This is a genomic window from Pseudomonas mercuritolerans (assembly GCF_025706525.1).
Taxonomy (GTDB): Bacteria; Pseudomonadota; Gammaproteobacteria; order Pseudomonadales; family Pseudomonadaceae; genus Aquipseudomonas; species Aquipseudomonas mercuritolerans.
Genome location: NZ_JAMSHA010000001.1, coordinates 878,663 through 900,175 on the forward strand (window position 1 = coordinate 878,663; position 21,513 = coordinate 900,175).

Annotated in this window: 19 protein-coding genes; 3 read left to right on the forward strand and 16 right to left on the reverse strand. The window is 58.2% G+C overall.

Annotation, left to right across the window (positions count from 1 at the left end):
- Nucleotides 1-42: 42 nt before the first annotated feature.
- On the forward strand, nucleotides 43-906 hold the full coding sequence (locus ND528_RS04090) for a pirin family protein (RefSeq protein WP_263469754.1): 864 nt from the start codon (nucleotides 43-45) through the stop codon (nucleotides 904-906).
- 137 nt (nucleotides 907-1,043) lie between these two features.
- Here the strand turns inward: ND528_RS04090 and ND528_RS04095 are convergent, their stop codons facing one another.
- The 4 genes from ND528_RS04095 to ND528_RS04110 all read right to left on the reverse strand — a co-directional run bounded on the left by ND528_RS04095 (nucleotide 1,044) and on the right by ND528_RS04110 (nucleotide 4,756).
- Nucleotides 1,044-1,772, reverse strand: coding sequence for a dienelactone hydrolase family protein (locus tag ND528_RS04095; RefSeq protein WP_137215964.1), 729 nt, complete (start codon nucleotides 1,770-1,772; stop codon nucleotides 1,044-1,046).
- 69 nt (nucleotides 1,773-1,841) lie between these two features.
- Nucleotides 1,842-3,749, reverse strand: coding sequence for a molecular chaperone HtpG (htpG, locus tag ND528_RS04100; RefSeq protein ID WP_263469755.1), 1,908 nt, complete (start codon nucleotides 3,747-3,749; stop codon nucleotides 1,842-1,844).
- 81 nt (nucleotides 3,750-3,830) lie between these two features.
- Nucleotides 3,831-4,283 carry a PaaI family thioesterase gene (locus ND528_RS04105; protein ID WP_130912566.1) on the reverse strand — a complete coding sequence of 151 codons (453 nt, stop codon included), beginning with the start codon at nucleotides 4,281-4,283 and terminating at the stop codon, nucleotides 3,831-3,833.
- A complete protein-coding gene (locus ND528_RS04110) occupies nucleotides 4,280-4,756 on the reverse strand; it encodes a PaaI family thioesterase (RefSeq protein ID WP_130912567.1) in 477 nt (158 codons plus the stop codon). The genes ND528_RS04105 and ND528_RS04110 overlap by 4 nt, the downstream gene beginning before the upstream one ends.
- A gap of 158 nt (nucleotides 4,757-4,914) precedes the next feature.
- On the opposite strand from ND528_RS04110, the gene ND528_RS04115 reads away from it, so the two are divergent.
- Nucleotides 4,915-5,151 (forward strand): hypothetical protein, encoded by a 237-nt coding sequence (locus ND528_RS04115; protein ID WP_007959016.1) that lies wholly within the window; start codon nucleotides 4,915-4,917, stop codon nucleotides 5,149-5,151.
- A gap of 62 nt (nucleotides 5,152-5,213) precedes the next feature.
- On the opposite strand, the gene ND528_RS04120 is transcribed toward ND528_RS04115, so the two are convergent.
- The 12 genes from ND528_RS04120 to sdhC all read right to left on the reverse strand — a co-directional run bounded on the left by ND528_RS04120 (nucleotide 5,214) and on the right by sdhC (nucleotide 19,655).
- Nucleotides 5,214-5,615, reverse strand: a complete 402-nt coding sequence (locus ND528_RS04120; RefSeq protein ID WP_016773683.1) for an MAPEG family protein — start codon at nucleotides 5,613-5,615, stop codon at nucleotides 5,214-5,216.
- Entirely contained in the window at nucleotides 5,615-6,352 is a 738-nt protein-coding gene (locus ND528_RS04125) for a DUF599 domain-containing protein (RefSeq protein ID WP_263469756.1), read from the reverse strand. The genes ND528_RS04120 and ND528_RS04125 overlap by 1 nt, the downstream gene beginning before the upstream one ends.
- Before the next feature lie 267 nt (nucleotides 6,353-6,619).
- On the reverse strand, nucleotides 6,620-7,933 hold the full coding sequence (gene brnQ, locus ND528_RS04130; RefSeq protein WP_016773681.1) for a branched-chain amino acid transport system II carrier protein: 1,314 nt from the start codon (nucleotides 7,931-7,933) through the stop codon (nucleotides 6,620-6,622).
- A gap of 361 nt (nucleotides 7,934-8,294) precedes the next feature.
- Nucleotides 8,295-9,179, reverse strand: a complete 885-nt coding sequence (gene sucD, locus ND528_RS04135) for a succinate--CoA ligase subunit alpha (protein ID WP_016773680.1) — start codon at nucleotides 9,177-9,179, stop codon at nucleotides 8,295-8,297.
- Nucleotides 9,179-10,345 (reverse strand): ADP-forming succinate--CoA ligase subunit beta, encoded by a 1,167-nt coding sequence (sucC, locus tag ND528_RS04140; RefSeq protein WP_016773679.1) that lies wholly within the window; start codon nucleotides 10,343-10,345, stop codon nucleotides 9,179-9,181. The genes sucD and sucC overlap by 1 nt, the downstream gene beginning before the upstream one ends.
- 182 nt (nucleotides 10,346-10,527) lie before the next feature.
- A complete protein-coding gene (lpdA, locus tag ND528_RS04145) occupies nucleotides 10,528-11,964 on the reverse strand; it encodes a dihydrolipoyl dehydrogenase (protein WP_016773678.1) in 1,437 nt (478 codons plus the stop codon).
- Nucleotides 11,965-12,072: 108 nt separating this feature from the next.
- Nucleotides 12,073-13,299 carry a 2-oxoglutarate dehydrogenase complex dihydrolipoyllysine-residue succinyltransferase gene (gene odhB / locus ND528_RS04150; protein ID WP_024012151.1) on the reverse strand — a complete coding sequence of 409 codons (1,227 nt, stop codon included), beginning with the start codon at nucleotides 13,297-13,299 and terminating at the stop codon, nucleotides 12,073-12,075.
- 44 nt (nucleotides 13,300-13,343) lie between these two features.
- Nucleotides 13,344-16,175, reverse strand: a complete 2,832-nt coding sequence (locus ND528_RS04155; RefSeq protein ID WP_042607586.1) for a 2-oxoglutarate dehydrogenase E1 component — start codon at nucleotides 16,173-16,175, stop codon at nucleotides 13,344-13,346.
- 251 nt (nucleotides 16,176-16,426) lie between these two features.
- Nucleotides 16,427-17,131: a succinate dehydrogenase iron-sulfur subunit gene (locus ND528_RS04160; RefSeq protein ID WP_016773675.1), complete on the reverse strand. Its 705-nt coding sequence runs from the start codon at nucleotides 17,129-17,131 to the stop codon at nucleotides 16,427-16,429.
- Between the two features lie 11 nt (nucleotides 17,132-17,142).
- Nucleotides 17,143-18,915: a succinate dehydrogenase flavoprotein subunit gene (sdhA, locus tag ND528_RS04165; RefSeq protein WP_024012149.1), complete on the reverse strand. Its 1,773-nt coding sequence runs from the start codon at nucleotides 18,913-18,915 to the stop codon at nucleotides 17,143-17,145.
- A 3-nt stretch (nucleotides 18,916-18,918) separates the two neighbouring features.
- Nucleotides 18,919-19,287 (reverse strand): succinate dehydrogenase, hydrophobic membrane anchor protein, encoded by a 369-nt coding sequence (gene sdhD, locus ND528_RS04170; protein WP_008049683.1) that lies wholly within the window; start codon nucleotides 19,285-19,287, stop codon nucleotides 18,919-18,921.
- The gene (sdhC, locus tag ND528_RS04175; RefSeq protein ID WP_016773673.1) at nucleotides 19,281-19,655 is read right to left on the reverse strand and encodes a succinate dehydrogenase, cytochrome b556 subunit; all 375 of its coding nucleotides are present in this window, start codon (nucleotides 19,653-19,655) and stop codon (nucleotides 19,281-19,283) included. The genes sdhD and sdhC overlap by 7 nt, the downstream gene beginning before the upstream one ends.
- Before the next feature lie 363 nt (nucleotides 19,656-20,018).
- On the opposite strand from sdhC, the gene gltA reads away from it, so the two are divergent.
- Nucleotides 20,019-21,308: a citrate synthase gene (gene gltA, locus ND528_RS04180; protein ID WP_101158686.1), complete on the forward strand. Its 1,290-nt coding sequence runs from the start codon at nucleotides 20,019-20,021 to the stop codon at nucleotides 21,306-21,308.
- Nucleotides 21,309-21,513: the final 205 nt, after the last annotated feature.

Genomic DNA, 21,513 nt, shown 5'->3' on the forward strand with positions numbered 1-21,513 from the left:
GGGTTATGCTTCTGGCATCACCCGCTCAGCCTGGAATGCACCATGGACACGCCACTCCTGATCATCCGCCCGCGCGCCGAAGACGTCGAAGGCCAGCCGATTCTGCGCCCGCTGCCGTCAGCCAAATGCCGCAACGTCGGGCCTTTCGTGTTTTTCGACCACATGCTCGAAACGATTTATCCGACGGGCAAAGGTATGGACATCCGACAGCATCCGCACATTGGCCTGTCGACACTTACCTATCTGTTCGAAGGGCAATTGCAGCACAAGGACAGTCTGGGCTCCGATCAAGTGGTCGGTGCCGGCGATGTCAGCTGGATGACCGCTGGCAGCGCCATTGCCCACGTCGAGCGCACGCCTGCGCCACTGCTTGCCGAGACCTTCACCCTGCACGGCCTGCAAGTCTGGCTGGCCTCGCCCAAGGACCACGAACAAGGCCCGGGGCATTACAGTCATCACCCGGCAGCGACGTTGCCGGTCAGCGATAACCTTGGCGTGCAGATTCGCATGATTGCCGGGTCAGGCTTTTGCCTGGAATCGCCGGTGCCGGTGCTTTCTCCTACGTTGTATGCGGAAGTGAAGATGCAGACCGCGACCACACTGCTGATTCCCACCGAGCATGAAGAACGCGCGGTGTATGTGTTGAGCGGTGATGCGCAATTGAATGGCGAGGCGATCGAGCCGCATGCGCTGGTGGTGTTGCCAGCCGGAGAAGAGATGAGCCTGTTTGCCGAAAGCGATGTGCACGCGGTGGTGTTCGGCGGCGCGGCGCTGGACGGTCCGAGGCGGATCAACTGGAATTTTGTTGCAAGCGATCCGGCGGCGATTGATGAGGCACGGCGCAAATGGGCGGCCAAGGATTGGCCGACGGTGCCGGGGGAAGTCGAGCGGATCGAATTACCCTGAGATTTGTAGAGGGCCTCAGTCAGTCTTCGCGAGCAGGCTCGCTCCCACAGTGGTTAGTGATGCATTTTCTGTGGGAGCGAGCCTGCTCGCGAAGAGGCCAGATCAGACACCGATCAAGTCAGCGCCTGAAAACTGACTCAGCCGTTGAACACTTCATCCAGCAGATCATGCATCGACTTGAACGCGCGCTTGGCGGTCTTTTCGTCGTACATCATCTTGCCCGGCACATTGGCGTGCGGATCGGTAAACGAGTGCACCGCGCCGCCGTAGCTGAGCAGTTGCCAGTCGACCTTCGCTGCGTTCATTTCCTCTTCGAACGCCGGCAATTGCTCCTTCGGCACTAACGGATCGGACGCGCCGTGCAGCACCAGCACCGAGCCCTTGATGTTCTGCGCATCCGCCGGGTTTGGCGAATCCAGCGTGCCGTGGAACGACACCGCCGCTTTTACCGGCGCGCCAGTGCGGGCCAGGTCCAGCGCACAGCAACCACCGAAGCAGAAACCGAACACTGCCAGTTTCGACGTATCGACCGCTGCTTCGCCCTGGCTCTGCAATTGCTCGAAAGCCACTTGCAGACGTTTGCGCAACAGCGCGCGGTCGTCCTTGAGCGGCATCATTGCTGCCAGCGCCTCATCAGCGTTCTGCGGACGTACGCTCTGGCCGTAGACATCCGCGATCAGCACCACGTAACCCTTGGCCGCTACCGCTTTGGCGATGTCTTCGGCACCGGCGCTGACGCCCATCCAGTTCGGCGCCATCAGCAAACCCGGGCGCGCAGCCTTATGCTCGGCGTCGAACGCCAGGCGGCCTTCATAGGCTTGGTCGTCAATCTGATAGACCACGGAACGTACAGTGACTTGGCTCATTTCTGACTCCTGATTGTGTAAACACCAGAACGAAAAAACCCGCCGAAGCGGGTTTTTCCTACAACGTGATCAAACCGACAGTTCAACCAGCAGCTTGTTCAGACGGCGCACGTATGCGGCCGGATCCTTCAAGCTGTCGCCCGCCGCCAGAGCGGCCTGATCGAAGAGGATGTGCGACAGGTCGCCAAAACGCTCTTCGCTCTGCTCGCCATCGAGTTTCTCGATCAGCGGGTGGCTCGGGTTGAATTCGAAGATCGGCTTCGAATCCGGGACTTTCTGCCCGCTGGCTTCGAGGATCTGGCGCATTTGCAGGCCGAGGTCCTGTTCGCCGATGGCAAGAATGGCCGGCGAATCGGTCAGACGATGGGATACGCGGACTTCAGCCACGGAATCACCCAGCGCAGTTTTCAGACGCTCGACCAGGCCTTCTTTGGACTTGGCGACTTCTTCTGCGGCCTTCTTGTCCTCTTCCGAGTCCAGGTTGCCCAGATCGAGGTCACCGCGCGCCACGTCGACAAACGTCTTGCCGTCGAATTCGCTGAGGTAGCTCATCAGCCACTCGTCGATGCGATCGGTCAGCAGCAGCAGCACTTCGATGCCTTTCTTGCGGAAGACTTCCAGGTGCGGGCTGTTCTTGACCTGCGCGTAGGTTTCGCCGGTGAGGTAGTAGATCTTGTCCTGACCTTCCTTGGCGCGAGCCAGGTAGTCAGCCAGACCGACAACCTGCTCGCCGTCGTCGCCCTGGGTCGATGCGAAACGCAGCAGACCGGCAATTTTCTCTTTGTTGGCGAAGTCTTCTGCCGGGCCTTCTTTCATGACCTGACCAAAGTTCTTCCAGAAGCCCTTGTATTGCTCAGGCTCGTTCTTCGCCAGTTTTTCCAGCATGTCGAGCACACGCTTGGTCAGCGCGGTTTTCATCGAATCGATGATCGGATCTTTCTGCAGGATCTCACGCGACACGTTCAGCGACAGGTCGTTGGAATCGACCACGCCTTTGATGAAGCGCAGGTACAGCGGCAGGAACGACTCGGCCTGATCCATGACAAACACACGCTGCACGTACAGCTTAAGGCCTTTCGGCGCTTCACGCTGGTACAGGTCAAACGGCGCGCGGGCCGGCACGTACAGCAGCGAGCTGTACTCGAGCTTGCCCTCAACCTTGTTGTGGCTCCACGACAGCGGATTCTCGAAGTCGTGAGCGATGTGTTTGTAGAACTCCTGGTATTCCTCGTCTTTGACTTCAGTGCGCGGACGGGTCCACAGGGCGCTGGCGCGGTTGACGGTTTCCCATTCAACGGCGGGGGCCTCTTCGCCTTCGGCCGGAGTGACTTCCTTCGGCAGTTCGATCGGCAAAGCGATGTGGTCGGAGTACTTCTTGATGATGTTGCGCAGACGCCAGCCATCCGCGAATTCGTCTTCACCGGACTTCAGGTGCAGGACGATGCGGGTGCCGCGCTCTGGCTTGTCGATAGTGGCGACTTCGAACTCGCCCTCGCCTTTCGACGACCAGTGCACGCCTTCGCTGGCATCGGTGCCGGCGCGACGGCTGTAGACATCAACCTTGTCGGCAACGATGAAGGCCGAGTAGAAGCCGACACCGAACTGGCCGATCAGGTGCGAATCTTTCTTCTGATCGCCGGACAGGTTTTTCATGAAATCGGCGGTGCCGGATTTGGCGATGGTCCCCAGGTGGGTGATCACATCGTCACGGTTCATGCCGATACCGTTGTCTTCGAGGGTGACGGTCTTGGCGTCCTTGTCGAAGCTCACTCGGATTTTCAGCTCAGCGCCACCTTCGAGCAACTCCGGCTTGGCCAGGGCTTCGAAGCGCAGCTTGTCGACAGCGTCAGAGGCGTTCGAGATCAATTCGCGAAGGAAAATTTCCTTATTCGAATACAGCGAATGGATCATGAGGTGCAGCAGCTGCTTTACCTCGGTCTGGAAGCCCAGGGTTTCCTTTTGAGTTTCCACACTCATGGTCATCAAACTCCAATCAGATGGCATTGGCCGCGACCCGAATGGTCTGCGGCGGGTTGTCATCTGAGTTGGGGGCGCTGTTCAGGATTTCAAGGGCTCATCAATTTTGAAGTGCGCGCGGGCCGTGGCGATCGGTTCGGCCTCGGTACTCTGCCACGCAGTGACCGCAACGTTGGCGACGCGACGGCCCTGGCGGCACACCTGACACCTGGCCCAAGTGTCGCGAAACTGCCCGGCGCGCAGGTAATCGAGGGAAAAATCGATGATCTTCGGCACACCCGGCGTGCCGGTGAAAATCAGCAGATGCAGGGCTGCGGCCAGCTCCATGAACCCGGCAATCACCCCGCCATGGATCGCCGGCAATAAAGGGTTACCAATGTTGTCCTTGTTCGCCGGCAGCTTGAACAAGAGCTCATCGCCGACTCGCGAGCACTCGATACCGATCAGCCCGGCATAAGGAATCAATGCCAGCAGCGGCGCGTAATCGCCCAGCGCGTGAGCCTGTTGCAGCTGCTCCCTGAGATCGTTGCTCATTGGCCGGCTCCCTTGATCGCGCCCGCGAAACCTTTGCTGCCCTTCAGACCGATGCCCATGCGCATGAATGTGCCGACGACGTGGGCAATCGGTTGCTCGGGATCGTCCTGGTAGGCAAAACCACGGGCAAAGATCACGTCGGTGGTGACGCGATAGCACTGGGCAAAGCCGTACACGGCTTTGTTCGGTTCGGCGGCGTGCATGTAGTCGATGCGCAGATCGAGGGTCGGACAGACTTCGAACTCCGGCAGCACGCACAGGGTCGACATGCCGCATGCAGTGTCCATCAATGAAGTGATGGCACCGCCGTGGATGACTCCGGTTTCGGGATTGCCGACGATTTTTTCGCTGTACGGCAGGATCACCGTCAGCCCTTCGCTGGAAGCACTGTGCACTTGCAGACCCAAGACCTGACAGTGGCGCAATGCCGATAAAAAGCGCGTCGCGCGCTCAAAAACGGGGTTTTCGGCCATGTGATAATTACTCGCGTTTGGGCCTTGTGCCAGTATTGAGAAAAGCGGCAAAAGTTCCGTGATAAAACAAACTTATATATCTGAAACAATTGAGGAACTTAACCCGTAGCGCCGAGTTCTTAAGGCCAGTAGTTATTTTCCATAAGGAGATACACCCCATGCGTAAGACTTTAGCTATTGCCTTGATGTTGACCGCTTCCCTCGGTCTCGCTGCCTGCGATAAAAAATCCGAGGACAAAGCTCAAGATGCCAACCAACATGCTGAGCAAGCTCAGCAAGACATGAACAAAGCTCAGGATAAAGTGAACGACGCAGCAAAAGAAAACGCCGAAGCTGCCAAAGCTCAGGCTGAATCGAACGCCGCTGCTCAAGAAGAAGCCGCCAAAAAGCAATAAGCTTTGTGGTGTGAAAGGAAAACCCGCCAAGTGCGGGTTTTCTTTTGCCTGCGATTTACCGGTTAGAGCAACACGGTTCTAAAAGTCGGACTAATCATCAGCAACAACGAACAGATGAAGCCAACTAGCCACATCAGGCTGCGCAACTTCGCAAGATCGGCCAGATAGAACCACAGATAGAACACTCGCGAGATCACGAAGATGATCGCCAGCGCATCGATCAGCCAACCCGCAGTTTGCGTGGTGTGCGCCATCAGCACACCGACCGCGAACAGAATGAAGGCTTCGATGCTGTTCTGATGGGCCGCCAGCGCCCTCGCACCGAAGCCGGTCAACTGCGCCTGTTGCTGCCGCGGCAGGTGATTGTCATAGCCGCCCTGCTCTTTCATGGCCTTGGCCACCGGCATGCGCGCCACGTAGATCAATAAAGCACTGATAAACACACACCAGAACGGAATACTCATCAAACAGCCTCTTTGTTCGCCTCAGGGACGGGCGCCTCTGTAGGGGTATAGACCATGACATCGAGAACGTCGGAATGAAACTCGCGGCGATACAACACCACCACCACGCCCGCGCTCATGATCATGAACAGCCACGGGCTGACGAACCACGCCAGCATGCTCATGCCGAAGTAATAAGAGCGCAGGCCGAAGTTGAACTGGTTGGCCGCCATCGAAATCACCCGCGCCGCCCGCGAAGCGAAGGCCTTGCGTTCCTGCTCGGTCACTTGGCGCTCACCGATCATCGGCGCTGAACCGACCAGAATCGCAGCGAAGTTGTATTGGCGCATGCACCAACTGAAAGTAAAGAACGCATAGATGAACACCAGTGCCAGGCACAGCAACTTGATCTCCGACATGCCCTGCGACGCCTGCTGCACCATCGGAATATCCGCCAACAACGACACGGCTCGGTCGGACGCGCCGAGCACGGTGAGAATACCGGCGAGGATGATCAGCGTGCTGGAGGCGAAAAAAGAGGCGTTGCGCTCCAGATTGCCGATCACGCTGGCATCGGCGATGCGGTTGTCACGCAGCAGCATGCGGCGCATCCAGTCTTCGCGGTACAGGTGCAACACGCTGGCCAGACACGCTGTATCGCGAGCCTTCCAGGTGGCATAACGGGTATACCCGCCCCAGCAGATGACAAACCAGACGGCGGCAAGCAGGTGGATCAGATTGGCTTGGATGAACGACATGCAATTCCTTGTGAAATGTGATCACGGTATGAATGACCTGTGGGAGCGAGCCTGCTCGCGAAAGCGGCGTACCACGCAACACTCATGGCGGCTGACATAACGCATTCGCGAGCAGGCTCGCTCCCACATAACGATTTCGGCAACCCTTCGACGTTAGCTCAGCAAAAAAGACACTGCCTCCCGCGCATAAAAAATGCCCCGTATCGATTGATACGGGGCATTTCTGTTTAACCGTGCTCGACCCGCTTGTGGCGGGTCCAAACTACGTCAGGCAGTGACTTCGCTGCGTTTGCCCAGCAGGCGATCACAGACCACGGCGACTACCAGGGTCATCACGCACGGGACCAGCCACGCCAGACCCTGCTCGCTCAGCGGCAGATGGGTCAGCTGAGTTGGCATCCAATCGGCCAGACCAGCGCCTTTCAGGGCGTCGATGGTGCCGAAAACGAAGGAAACCAGCATCACCGGGCCGAGAATGCGCCCGTGCTCATGCCAGAAATCCTTGCAGAAGCTCAGCGCGACCAGAACGATGCACGGCGGGTAGATCGCGGTGAGTACCGGAATCGAGAAGGCGATCAGTTTGGTCAGACCGAGGTTGGAGACCAGCAGCGAGAACGCTGCGAGGATAATCACCAGCGTCTTGTAGGACAGTGGCAGCACACGGCTGAAGTATTCAGCACAGGCACAGGTCAGGCCGACCGCCGTGACCAGACACGCCAGCGAGATCAGCACCGCAAGGAAACCGCTGCCCAGCGAACCGAAGGTGTGCTGTACGTAAGCATGCAACACCGCCGCGCCGTTGGTCGCGCCGACGGCAACTTCATGGCTGCCGGACCCGAGGCGGAACAGGCTGACGTAGACCAGTGCCAGACCCACGCCGGCAATCAGCCCGGCGATGATCGCGTAACGGGTGATCAGCGCCGGCGACTCGACGCCACGAGAGCGAATCGCGTTGACGATAACGATGCCGAATACCAGTGCGCCGAGGGTATCCATGGTCAGGTAACCATTGATGAAGCCTTGGGAAAACGGTGCCGCCACATACTCTGGAGTGCCGTGACCGATGTCACCCGCCGGCAAGGCGAACGCGGCGATGCCCAGTACTGCCAGCGCAATGATTTTCAGCGGCGCGAGGAAGCGGCCCACGGTATCCAGCAAACGCCCAGGGTAGAGCGAAATGAAGAACACCAAGAGGAAGTACACCGAACTGTAAAGGAACAGCGCCAGCGGGCTCTCGCCGGTCAATGGCGCCAGACCCACTTCGAAGGATACGGTTGCGGTACGCGGAGTGGCGAACAGCGGTCCCACAGCCAGATAGCATGCCGCCGCGAGGATACCACCGGCGATCTTGCCGATCGGGCTGCTCAACGCATCCATCGCGCCGCCAACCTTGGCCAGCGCCACCACGGTAACCACCGGCAAACCTACGGCGGTGATCAGAAAGCCCAGCGCGGCCATCCAGACATGAGGCCCGGCCTGCAAGCCGACGATCGGCGGGAAGATGATGTTACCGGCCCCGACAAACAGGGCAAACGTCATAAAACCAAGTGCCAGGATGTCCTGACCTTTCAAAACTTTCATTAAGGTAATACCACACTACTGAAATCGGAATTTAGAGGGGGATTGCCCTGTTGGATTAGGGAAATGCTGTCGATCCGTATGGGACTGACCCTTAAAGCGCGTGGCTGCCTTGTGGGCGGCGGACGCAAAAATGGCTGCCAGCCTAACGAATTTGCCTGACAAACGCACTGTTGGAGGGCGAACTATCCGATACGCGACGTTTCCGTGTCGCGTTTACATAAGAAAAGCAGCTGCAAGCTACAAGTTTCAAGCTGCAAGCTTCTATCTTGCAGCTAGCCGCTTGAAGCTTGCCGCTGCTCTGAAACGACAAAGGCCACCCGAAGGTGGCCTTTGTTGCTGGAGCTAAAAAGTCAGCCCAAGCTTACTTCTTCACTTCCCAGCCAGTCAGCTCGGCCAGGGCCTTGCCGATGTCTGCCAGCGAACGCACGGTTTTAACGCCTGCGTCTTGCAGCGCAGCGAATTTCTCGTCTGCAGTGCCTTTGCCGCCAGAGATGATTGCGCCAGCATGGCCCATGCGCTTGCCCGGAGGAGCAGTCACACCAGCGATGTAGGAAACAACCGGCTTGGTCACGTTAGCCTTGATGTAGGCAGCCGCTTCTTCTTCAGCCGAACCGCCGATCTCGCCGATCATCACGATCGCCTCGGTCTTCGGGTCTTCCTGGAACAGCTTCAGGATGTCGATGAAGTTCGAACCCGGGATCGGGTCACCGCCGATGCCGACGCAAGTCGACTGACCGAAACCGGCGTCAGTGGTCTGCTTCACAGCTTCGTAGGTCAGGGTGCCGGAACGCGAAACGATACCGACCTTGCCTGGCAAGTGAATGTGACCTGGCATGATGCCGATCTTGCATTCGCCTGGGGTGATCACGCCTGGGCAGTTAGGGCCGATAAGGACTACGCCCAGCTCGTCGCACTTAACCTTGGCGTCCAGCATGTCCAGGGTAGGAATGCCTTCGGTGATGCAAACGATCAGCTTGATGCCGCCGAATGCCGCTTCCAGGATCGAGTCCTTGCAGAACGGAGCCGGAACGTAGATCACGCTGGCGGTAGCGCCGGTGGCAGCTACTGCGTCTTTGACAGTGTTGAACACTGGCAGACCCAGGTGCTCGGTGCCGCCCTTGCCCGGAGTTACGCCGCCAACCATCTTGGTGCCGTATTCGATGGCTTGCTGGGTGTGGAAACTACCTTGCGAACCGGTAATACCCTGGCAGATAACTTTGGTGTCTTTATTGATCAGGACGCTCATTATTTGCCCTCCGCAGCTTTGACAACTTGTTGAGCAGCGTCGGTCAGGCTGGTAGCAGCGATGATGTTCAAACCGCTTTCTGCCAGTACTTTAGCGCCCAGCTCAGCGTTGTTGCCTTCAAGGCGAACAACAACCGGGATTTTCACGCCGACTTCTTTCACAGCGCCGATGATGCCTTCGGCAATCATGTCGCAACGAACGATGCCGCCGAAGATGTTGACCAGTACTGCCGCGACGTTCTGGTCGGACAGGATGATCTTGAACGCTTCAGTAACGCGTTCCTTGGTAGCGCCACCACCTACGTCGAGGAAGTTGGCTGGCTTGCCGCCATGCAGGTTGACGATGTCCATGGTACCCATGGCCAGACCGGCACCGTTGACCATGCAGCCGATGTTGCCTTCCAGGGCTACGTAGTTCAGTTCGAACTTGGCAGCGTGCGCTTCGCGCGGATCGTCCTGCGACGGATCGTGGAAAGCCTTCAGCTTAGGCTGACGGTACATGGCGTTGGCGTCGATGTTGATCTTCGCGTCGAGGCAGTGCAGATCGCCGTCAGCCTTGATCACCAGCGGGTTCACTTCCAGCAGAGCCAGGTCGTGGTCTTTGAACAGCTTGGCCAGACCGACGAAGATCTTGGCGAACTGAGTGACCTGCTTGCCTTCCAGACCCAGCTGGAATGCCAGCTCGCGACCCTGGGATGGCTGAGCGCCAACCAGTGGATCGATAGTGGCCTTGAGAATTTTTTCTGGAGTGTCGTGAGCGATTTTCTCGATGTCCACGCCACCTTCGGTGGAAGCCATGAACACGATGCGACGGCTCGAACGGTCAACGACAGCGCCCAGGTACAGCTCTTTAGCGATATCAGTGCACGATTCAACCAGGATCTTGGTGACTGGCTGGCCATTGGCGTCAGTCTGGTAAGTCACCAGACGCTTGCCCAGCCACTGCTGTGCGAAGGCTTTGGCGTCTTCTTTGCTGCGAACCAGCTTTACGCCGCCCGCTTTACCGCGACCACCGGCGTGAACCTGGGCTTTGACGACCCACTCGTTGCCGCCGATCTTGTCGCAAGCTTCTGCTGCTGCTTCCGGGGTGTCTACTGCATAACCAGTGGAAACTGGCAGGCCGTATTCAGCGAACAGCTGCTTACCCTGATACTCGTGAAGATTCATGCTTTTTACCGTCTTCGTTAGGTACTGCGCATTCGGCGCTGCGCTCGTTTGAGTGCCGCGCCACCTGTGACTGCTGCTTGCGTAGCTGGGCTACGCAAGACTGCGTCCGGCGGACATTCCGCGGTGAGTCTTGCTCGCAAGGCTCACGACGGGCCGCTACCGCCGTGGTTTCTTATTATGTCTTAACGCTTCTTGCGGTTGGCAATGTGAATGGCGCCGCCATTCACTGCCAGAGCAGCTTCGTGCAAGGCTTCGGACAGGGTCGGATGAGAGAAAACCATCATGCCCAGGTCTTCAGCGCTGGTGCCGAATTCCATACCGATCGCGCCCTGCTGAACCAGTTCTGCAGCGCTCGGGCCAATCACGTGCACGCCCAATACGCGGTCGGTCTTGGCATCGGCGATGACCTTGACGAAACCACCTGTATCGTTGGCAGCCATGGCACGGCCGGAAGCGGCGAACGGGAAGGTGCCGACGTTGACTTCAACGCCTTCGGCCTTCAGCGCCTGCTCGGTTTTGCCAACCCACGCGATTTCCGGGTGAGTATAAATAACCGAAGGGATCAAATCATAGTTCATCTGAGCCTTGTGGCCCTTGATGCGCTCGACAACCATGATGCCTTCTTCGGACGCCTTGTGGGCCAGCATCATGCCGCGAACCACGTCACCGATGGCGAAGACGCCCGGTACAGCTGTGACGCAATGGTCATCGACCGCGATGAAACCGCGCTCGTCGATTTCCACGCCGCAGTCGGCAGACAGCAGATCAGTGGTCACCGGACGGCGACCAACGGCTACGATCAGCTTGTCGAAAGTGATGGTCTGTTCGCCGTTGGCATCGGTGTAGTTGACGACGACTTCTTCGCCGTTGACTTTCGAACCGGTAACGCGAGCGCCCAGCTTGATGTCCAGACCCTGTTTGGTCAGGGTTTTCAGCGCTTCCTTGGAAACAGCGGTGTCCGCTGCCATCAGGAAAGTGTCGAGTGCTTCGAGAACAGTCACTTCTGCACCCAGACGCGACCATACCGAACCCAGTTCCAGACCGATCACGCCAGCGCCGATCACGCCCAGACGCTTGGGTACGGACTGGAATTCCAGAGCGCCAGTCGAATCGACGATGACTTTCTGGTCAACCGGAGCCGGTGGAATGTCGATCGGACGCGAACCTGGCGCGAGGATGACGTTTTCCGCTTCGATGACTTCAACCGAACCGTCCGGCTTGGTGACTTCGACTTTCTTGCCGGCCAGCAGCTTGCCGTGGCCCTGGATCGAAGTAACGCCGTTGGCCTTGAACAGGGTGGCAACGCCGCCGGTCAGGTTCTTGACGATGCCAGCCTTGCGGCCAACCATCGCAGCGACGTCCATTTTGACTTCGCCGGTCGAGATACCGTGAACGTTGAAGCTCTCTTTGGCTTCCTTGTATTTCCACGAGCTGTCGAGCAGCGCCTTGGAAGGAATGCAACCCACGTTCAGGCAGGTACCGCCCAGGGCTTGCTTGCCCTCTGCGTCGGTGTACTTCTCGATGCAGGCAGTGGTCAGGCCCAACTGAGCAGCCTTGATGGCCGCTACATAGCCACCAGGGCCGGCACCGATCACTACTACGTCAAATTTCTGCGACATTCAAAAAATCCTCTTTAGCAATAAAGCTACAAGCCGCAAGCTTCAAGCTGCAAGCCCACCCGCTCGCCTTGAGCTTGAGGCTTGTAGCTGAAAGCTTGCAGCTGCTTTTTAGATATCCAGCAACAGACGAGCCGGATCTTCCAGCAGGTTCTTGATGGTCACCAGGAAGGTCACAGCTTCTTTGCCATCGATCAGACGGTGATCGTAGGACAGAGCCAGGTACATCATCGGACGGATCACGACCTGACCGTTGATGGCCATCGGACGCTGGATGATGTTGTGCATGCCCAGGATCGCTGCCTGCGGCGGGTTGACGATCGGCGTCGACATCATCGAACCGAAGGTACCACCGTTGGTGATGGTGAAGGTACCACCGGTCATCTCGTCCATCGACAGTTTGCCGTCACGGGCTTTCTTGCCAAATGTTGCGATGCCGCCTTCGATTTCAGCCAGGCTCATCAGCTCGGCGTTACGCAGAACCGGTACCACCAGGCCACGGTCGCTGGAAACGGCAACGCCGATGTCCGCATAGCCGTGGTAAACGATGTCGCCGCCGTCGATCGACGCGTTGACAGCCGGGAAGCGTTTCAGCGCTTCGGTGGCCGCTTTCACGAAGAACGACATGAAGCCCAGGCGTACGCCGTTGTGGGACTTCTCGAACAGGTCCTTGTACTTCGAACGCAGGGCCATGACTTCGGTCATGTCGACTTCGTTGAACGTGGTCAGCATCGCCATGTTCGACTGGGCTTCAACCAGACGCTTGGCCACAGTGGCACGTACGCGAGTCATCGGTACGCGCTTCTCGATGCGGTCGCCGGCAGCGAAAACAGGCGCAGCAGCCGAAGGAGCAGCAGCCTTGGCAGGCGCGGCAGCCGGAGCGGCTTTCTTCGCAGCAACAGCAGCAACCACGTCCTCCTTGGTCACACGACCGCCCTTGCCGGTGCCGGCAACGGAAGCGATGTTGATGCCGTTCTCTTCAGCCAGCTTGCGAGCGGCAGGAGCTGCGATCGGGTCATCTTCGCCATCGGCAGCAGCCGGTGCGGCAGCGGCAGTAGCAGCCGGAGCAGCAGCGGCGGCAGGAGCGGCAGCAGCAGCGCCGCCCTCTTCGATCGAGCCCAGGACCTGGTTCGACAGAACGGTAGCGCCCTCTTCGGCAACGATTGCGCCCAGCACGCCGTCTGCTTCAGCCAACACTTCGAGCACGACTTTGTCGGTTTCGATGTCGACGATCAGGTCGTCACGCTTGACGGCCTCACCTGGTTTCTTGTGCCAGGTGGCAACGGTGCCATCGGCAACCGATTCCGGGAATGACGGGGCTTTGATTTCGATAGCCATTATCTGTGGGTCCTTAAAATTCGGTTTCAGTCAGCGCGAAGGCGTTAAACAGTGAAAGCATCTTGCAGCAGTTTTTCCTGCTGCTCGGCGTGCATCGATGCGTAACCACAAGCTGGCGCAGCCGAAGCCTCACGGCCCGCGTACTCAAGTACGAGAGTCTTGTCGAGGTTGGCGATGCTGCGACGCAAGTGATGCTGGCTGCAGTACCAGGCACCCTGATTCATCGGCTCTTCCTGACACCAAACGGCGTGTTTGACGTTGGTGTATGGAGCCAGGACTTCTTTCAAGTCGTCCTCAGGGAACGGATACAGCTGCTCGATACGCACGATGGCGATATCTTCGCGGCCTTCGGCACGGCGTTTTTCCAGCAGGTCGTAGTAGACCTTGCCGCTGCACAGAACCACGCGCTCGACCTTTTTCGGGTCCAGTGCATCGATTTCCGGGATCACGGTCTGGAACGAACCTTCGGCCAGATCTTCCAGCGTCGAGATGGCCAGCTTGTGGCGCAGCAGCGACTTCGGCGTCAGCACGACCAGCGGCTTGCGCAGCGGACGGATCACCTGACGACGCAGCAAGTGGTAGATCTGTGCCGGCGTGGTCGGCATGCACACCTGAATGTTGTGCTCGGCGCACAGCTGCAGGTAACGCTCAAGACGAGCCGAGCTGTGCTCAGGGCCCTGACCTTCGTAACCGTGTGGCAGCAGCATGGTCAGACCGCAGAGACGGCCCCACTTGTGCTCGCCGCTGGTGATGAACTGGTCGATCACGACCTGAGCACCGTTGGCGAAGTCTCCGAACTGGGCTTCCCAGATCACCAGCGCGTTTGGCGTGGTGGTCGAGTAACCGTATTCGAATGCCAGTACCGCTTCTTCCGAGAGGAACGAGTCGTACAGGTCGAAACGTGGCTGACCGTCGTACAGGTTCTGCAGCGGAATGTAGGTGCCCGCGTCTTTCTGGTTGTGCAACACAGCGTGACGGTGCGAGAACGTACCGCGGCCGATGTCCTGACCAGTCATACGAATCGGGTGACCTTCGAACGCCAGGGTCGCGTACGCCATGGTTTCGGCGTAACCCCAGTTGATCGGCAGGCCGCCGGCTTGCATCTTCTGACGGTCTTCGTAGATCTTCGCGACCTGGCGCTGAACGACGAAGCCTTCCGGAATTTCCAGCAGCTTGGCGGACAGTTCTTGCAAGGTTTTAAGATCGAAACGCGTGTCGTGACGCGCAGTCCAGGCGTGGCCCAGGTACGGACGCCAGTCGACGAACAGCTCTTTGTTCGGCTCTTTGACCAGCGATTTCACTACGTGCAGACCGTTGTCCAGCGCGTTGCGGTATTCGTCGACCTTGGCCTGAACACGTTCAGCGTCGAGCACACCGGCCTGGGTCAGGCGTTCAGCGTACAGCTCGCGGGTGGTGCGCTGCTTGGTGATCTGCTGATACATCAGTGGCTGGGTGCCGCTTGGCTCGTCGGCCTCGTTGTGGCCGCGACGACGGTAGCAGACCAGATCGATGACCACGTCACGCTTGAATTGCATGCGGTAGTCGATGGCCAGCTGGGTCACGAACAGCACGGCTTCCGGATCATCACCATTCACATGGAGAATCGGCGCCTGGATCATCTTGGCAACGTCGGTGGCGTACTCGGTGGAACGCGAGTCCAGCGGGTTGCTGATGGTGAAACCGACCTGGTTGTTGATCACGATGTGCACGGTACCGCCGGTCTTGAAACCGCGGGTCTGAGACATCTGGAAGGTTTCCATGACCACGCCCTGACCGGCGAATGCCGCGTCACCGTGGATGGAGATCGGCAGAACTTTCTCACCGGTCAGGTCGTTGCGACGGTCCTGACGGGCGCGCACCGAACCTTCGACCACCGGGGAAACGATTTCCAGGTGGGACGGGTTGAACGCCATGGCCAGATGAACTTCGCCGCCGGTGGTCATCACGTTGGACGAGAAGCCCTGGTGGTATTTAACGTCACCGGAACCCAGCTCGACCTTCTTCTTGCCTTCGAACTCGTCGAACAGCTCGCGCGGGTTCTTGCCGAAGGTGTTGACCAGAACGTTCAGACGGCCACGGTGGGCCATGCCGATGACGACTTCCTTGGTGCCGTACGAGCCGGAACGCTGGATCAGTTCGTCGAGCATAGGAATCAGGCTTTCGCCACCTTCCAGACCGAAACGCTTGGTGCCCGGGTATTTGGTACCGAGGTATTTTTCCAGGCCTTCACCGGCAGTCACGCGCTCAAGCAGGTGGCTCTTGATGTCGGCGGAGTACGTCGGACGACCACGCACGCTTTCCAGACGCTGCTGGAACCACTGGCGCTGCTCGGAATCGGTGATGTGCGTGAATTCAGCGCCGATGGTGCGGCAATATGTCTGCTGCAACGCTTCGTGAATTTCGCGTAGGCTCGCTTCCTCTTTGCCGATGAACAGGTCGCCGGCACGGAAGGTCGTATCAAGATCGGCATTGGTCAAGCCGTAATGATTGATCGACAGGTCTGCAGGTGCAGGACGCTGCCACAGCCCCAGCGGGTCAAGCTGGGCTGCCTGGTGGCCACGCATACGGTAGGCCTGGATCAATCGCAGCACTTCAACTTGCTTCTTCTCGTGCTCACTGCTCACGCTGCCGGCGGAAACCGGTTGGGCGCGGCGCTGGTTCTTTGCCAGCAGCACGAAATGATCGCGAATCGTCGAGTGCGAAACATCAGTGGCAGAGTTGCCGTCGGCTGGCAACTTCTGAAAGTAGGTGCGCCACTCTTCTGGCACAGCGTTAGGGTCGTGCAGGTAGAGCTCATAAAGCTCTTCCACATAGGCAGCGTTTCCACCTGAAAGGTAGGCGCTGTTCCACATGCGCTGCATCACGCTTTCTTGCATGCTTGGTCACCCTCGGTTAGGGGAACACCATCGGTGTCGACACCGAGCAAACTTGCAGAAGTCCGAATGCAGCGACTAAAACAAGCCACCTAGGATCACACTGATAGTCCGGGTACCAGCCCGGATGCCCCTGCTTGTCTCATTTCTTCAAAAGAAGAGCTGCAGCTTATGGCTACTGCTCTGGTTATAGCCATGACGCGGGTTGAAGCCCGCGCCACAGCCTCTACGGTGCAACGGTTACAGCAGCTGAATCACACGCCGCTCGAAAGCAGCATGTTACGGATGTGACCGATGGCCTTAGTCGGGTTCAGGCCTTTCGGACATACGTTGACGCAGTTCATGATGCCCCGGCAGCGGAAAACGCTGAACGGGTCGTCAAGTGAAGCCAGACGTTCGCTGGTCTTGGTGTCACGGCTGTCTGCCAGGAAGCGGTAGGCTTGCAGCAGTGCAGCTGGACCCAGGAACTTGTCCGGGTTCCACCAGAAGGACGGGCAAGAGGTCGAGCAGCAGGCGCACAGGATGCACTCGTACAGACCGTCGAGCTTTTCGCGTTCTTCTGGCGACTGCAGACGCTCGATGGCCGGAGCCGGCGTGTCGTTCTGCAGGTAAGGCTTCACCTTCTCATATTGCTTGTAGAAGATGCTCATATCGACGACCAGGTCACGGATAACCGGCAAACCTGGCAGCGGACGAACGATCAGTTTGTTGCCTTTTACAACGGCAGACAGCGGCGTGATGCAGGCCAGACCGTTCTTGCCGTTGATGTTCATGCCGTCGGAGCCGCAGACGCCTTCACGGCAGGAGCGACGATAGGAGAAACCTTCGTCCTGCTCTTTGATCAGGGCCAGCACGTCCAGCACCATCAGGTCTTTACCACCGGTATCGACCTGGAAATCCTGCATGAACGGCGCAGCGTCCTGATCAGGGTTGTAGCGATAAACACTGACTTGCAACATGGCGGTCACCCTTAATAAGTCCGGACTTTAGGTTCGAAAGTCGGAACAGTCTTCGGCGAGAAGTTCACGGCACGCTTGGTGACGCGCTTGTCACCCGGGAAGTACAGGGTGTGGCACAGCCAGTTTTCGTCATCACGGTCTTCGAAGTCTTCACGGGCGTGAGCGCCGCGGGACTCTTTACGGACTTCGGCCGCGATGGCGGTAGCTTCAGCCACTTCCAGCAGGTTCTGCAGTTCCAGCGCTTCGATACGTGCAGTGTTGAACGCTTGCGACTTGTCGTTGATCTTCACGTTGGCGATACGCTTGCGCAGATCGGCCAGCTGAGCGATGCCCTTCTGCATGTATTCGCCGGTACGGAATACACCGAAGTAGTTCTGCATGCAGCTTTGCAGCTCGCGACGCAGGGTGGCAACGTCTTCACCGTCGGTACGGTTATTCAGCGCGTTCAGACGCGACAGTGCAGCTTCGATGTCGGACTCGGTAGCGTCGTCGTATTCGATGCCATCGGTCAACGCCTTTTCCAGGTGCAGGCCGGCAGCGCGACCGAAGACCACCAGGTCGAGCAGCGAGTTGCCGCCCAGACGGTTCGCACCGTGTACCGATACGCAAGCCACTTCGCCTACCGCGAACAGGCCAGGAATGATCTGGTCCTGACCTTCGGCGTTCTGGGTGATCGCCTGGCCATGAATGTTGGTGGCAACGCCGCCCATCATGTAGTGGCAGGTCGGCACAACCGGAACCGGAGCAACGACCGGGTCAACGTGGGCGAAAGTCTTCGACAGCTCGCAGATGCCTGGCAGACGGCTGTGCAGCACTTCCTCGCCCAGGTGGTCGAGTTTCAGCATCACGTGGTCGCCATTCGGACCGCAACCGTTGCCGGCGATGATTTCCTTGACCATCGAACGGGCAACCACATCACGACCTGCAAGGTCTTTCGCGTTCGGAGCATAACGCTCCATGAAACGCTCGCCGTGCTTGTTGATCAGGTAACCACCTTCACCACGGCAACCTTCGGTAACCAGTACACCGGCGCCGGCGATGCCGGTCGGGTGGAACTGCCACATTTCGATATCTTGTACCGGCACGCCAGCACGCAGAGCCATGCCGACGCCGTCACCGGTGTTGATCAGGGCGTTGGTGGTGGACGCGTAGATACGGCCTGCACCGCCAGTCGCCAGAACGGTGGCCTTGGCACGGATGTAGGAGGTTTCGCCGGTTTCGATGCAGATCGCGATCACACCAACAAATTCGCCTTCCTGGTTTTTCACCAGATCAACAGCGTAGTACTCGTTGAGGAACGTGGTGCCGGCTTTCAGGTTGCCCTGATAAAGCGTGTGCAGCAGCGCGTGACCGGTACGGTCGGATGCTGCGCAGGTACGTGCAGCCTGACCGCCCTTGCCGTAGTCCTTGGACTGGCCACCGAACGGACGCTGGTAGATGCGGCCTTGCTCGGTACGCGAGAACGGCAGACCCATGTGGTCCAGCTCGAAAACAGCGGCCGGGCCTTCCTGACACATGTATTCGATAGCGTCCTGGTCACCGATGTAGTCGGAACCCTTGACGGTATCGTACATATGCCAGCGCCAGTCATCGTTCGGGTCAGCGGAAGCGATGGCGCAAGTGATGCCGCCCTGTGCGGATACAGTGTGCGAACGGGTCGGGAAAACCTTGGTGATCACCGCAGTCTTGTGGCCGCCCTGTGCCAGCTGCAGCGCAGCGCGCATGCCGGCACCGCCACCACCAATAATGATGGCGTCGAAAGAAATCGTTGGAATGTTAGCCATGAATCAGATACCCCAGAGAATCTGCACACCCCAGACGAAGTAAGCGAACATCGCAACGCCGCATACTGCCTGGAAAAGGAAACGTATCGCCGTTGCGGACTTGCCGAACGCCATTGGCGTCAGGTAGTCGGTCGCGATGGTCCACATGCCGACCCAGGCGTGAGCGCCCAGAGCAACAAGGGCCAGCAGGCTGAAAATACGCATTCCGTTGTGAGCGAACAGTTCATGCCACTGGGCATACTCGAGGCCAGGGTTGGCGACGATGTATCCGATCAGAAAGATGAAGTAAGCCGCGAGAACGACCGCAGACACACGCTGTGCCATCCAGTCATAGAGGCCCGAACGCGACAGGTTAGTGACGTTAGTTACCATATCCAGACTCCTGCCAGAACGATTACCACCACGGAAACGGCGATAACGATTTTCGAGCCCAGTTTGCCGCCTTCCAGCGTCTCACCGATGCCCATGTCCATGATCAAGTGGCGCACACCGGCTACCAGGTGATACAGCAGAGCGGACAGGATGCCCCAAATCACTAGCTTGGCTAGCGGACTGGTCAGACACGCTTTCACCTGACCGAAGCCTTCCTCGGAGCTCAGCGACTTGTCCAATGCGTAAAGCATGATGGCAAGGCACACGAAGAGGATGACACCGGAGATACGGTGAAGAATGGACGTGTAAGCAGTGACTGGGAGTTTGATGGTCCTTAGGTCTAGGTTTACAGGTCGTTGGCTTTTCACGGCTTTTTTTTCACACTGAAGAGCCCCTAACAATCAGGGCAAAGTTGTTGGGGAGTGCACTGGTCAGGTAACCACCACCCAGGGATGCGACCCCCAATGAAAGCAAGCCCAAAAGCCCTTGGCGGTCGGTGGCCGAGTATAGACAGTTAGGCTACTAATGACAACGCGTTCACCTACCCCCAATAGCGGATTGCACAAGTTGCATAAAAGGCGTAAATGGCAGGCAATTTCGAGGAAAAAGTCGGCTTAAAGCCTTCTGGAGCAAGACTTTAGGCAAATTGACATTCGAATTTATCTCACTATAGTGGTGCGGGCCCTGCGTGGGGGGTCTGTCTGATGGTTCAAGCATAAATAGGAGGCCACATGGCTGACAAAAAAGCGCAGTTGATCATCGAGGGCGCAGCCCCCGTCGAGCTGCCCATTTTAACCGGCACCGTTGGTCCCGATGTAATCGATGTTCGGGGCCTGACGGCCACGGGCCGCTTCACTTTCGACCCGGGTTTCATGTCGACCGCCTCGTGCGAATCGAAAATCACCTATATCGACGGCGACAACGGCATTTTGTTGCACCGCGGTTATCCGATCGAACAGCTGGCTGAAAAGTCGGACTACCTGGAAACCTGCTACCTGCTGCTCAACGGCGAACTGCCGACCGCAGAACAGAAGGCCCAGTTCGTCAGCACCGTGAAAAACCACACCATGGTTCACGAGCAGCTGAAAACCTTCTTCAACGGTTTCCGTCGCGACGCCCACCCGATGGCCGTCATGTGCGGTGTAGTCGGCGCCCTCTCGGCCTTCTACCACGACTCCCTGGACATCAATAACCCGCAGCATCGCGAAATCTCCGCGATCCGTCTGGTTGCGAAGATGCCGACCCTGGCAGCGATGGTCTACAAGTACTCCATGGGCCAACCCATGATGTACCCGCGCAACGACCTGACGTACGCGGAAAACTTCCTGCACATGATGTTCAACACCCCGTGCGAGATCAAACCGATCAGCCCGGTACTCGCCAAGGCCATGGACCGGATCTTCATCCTCCACGCCGACCACGAGCAGAACGCTTCGACCTCCACTGTGCGTCTGGCCGGCTCTTCGGGTGCCAACCCGTTCGCCTGTATCGCCGCCGGTATCGCCGCACTGTGGGGCCCTGCCCATGGCGGTGCGAACGAAGCCGTGCTGACCATGCTCGACGAGATTGGCGATGTGTCGAACATCGACAAGTTCATCGCCAAGGCCAAGGACAAGAACGATCCGTTCAAGTTGATGGGCTTCGGTCACCGCGTCTACAAGAACCGCGACCCGCGCGCGACTGTCATGAAGCAGACCTGCGATGAAGTGTTGAAGGAACTGGGCATCAACAACGATCCGCAACTCGAACTGGCCATGCGCCTGGAAGAGATCGCGTTGACCGACCCGTACTTCATCGAGCGCTCGCTGTACCCGAACGTCGACTTCTACTCGGGGATCATCCTCAAGGCGATCGGCATTCCAACCAGCATGTTCACGGTGATTTTCGCCCTGGCACGTACTGTCGGCTGGATTTCGCACTGGAAGGAAATGCTCTCGAGCCCGTACAAGATTGGCCGTCCGCGCCAGCTGTACACCGGTTACGAGTCGCGTGACATTACTTCGCTGGAAGATCGCAAATAAGGTTTTTTCTTTTTGTGATGGTTTAGTGGTGTGTCAGGAACGGCCTCTTATATAGAGGCCGTTTTTGTTTGGTTTGCCCTCCAGAATTCTGAGCATATCCGTTGCTGCGGTAACGGCTTCTTATGGTTTCGCTCTTACAGCGAGTCACCTTTTCCAAACGCCGGAGTGCCGGCCCAGCGAAAAGGTAACCCAAAAGGCTTTGCCC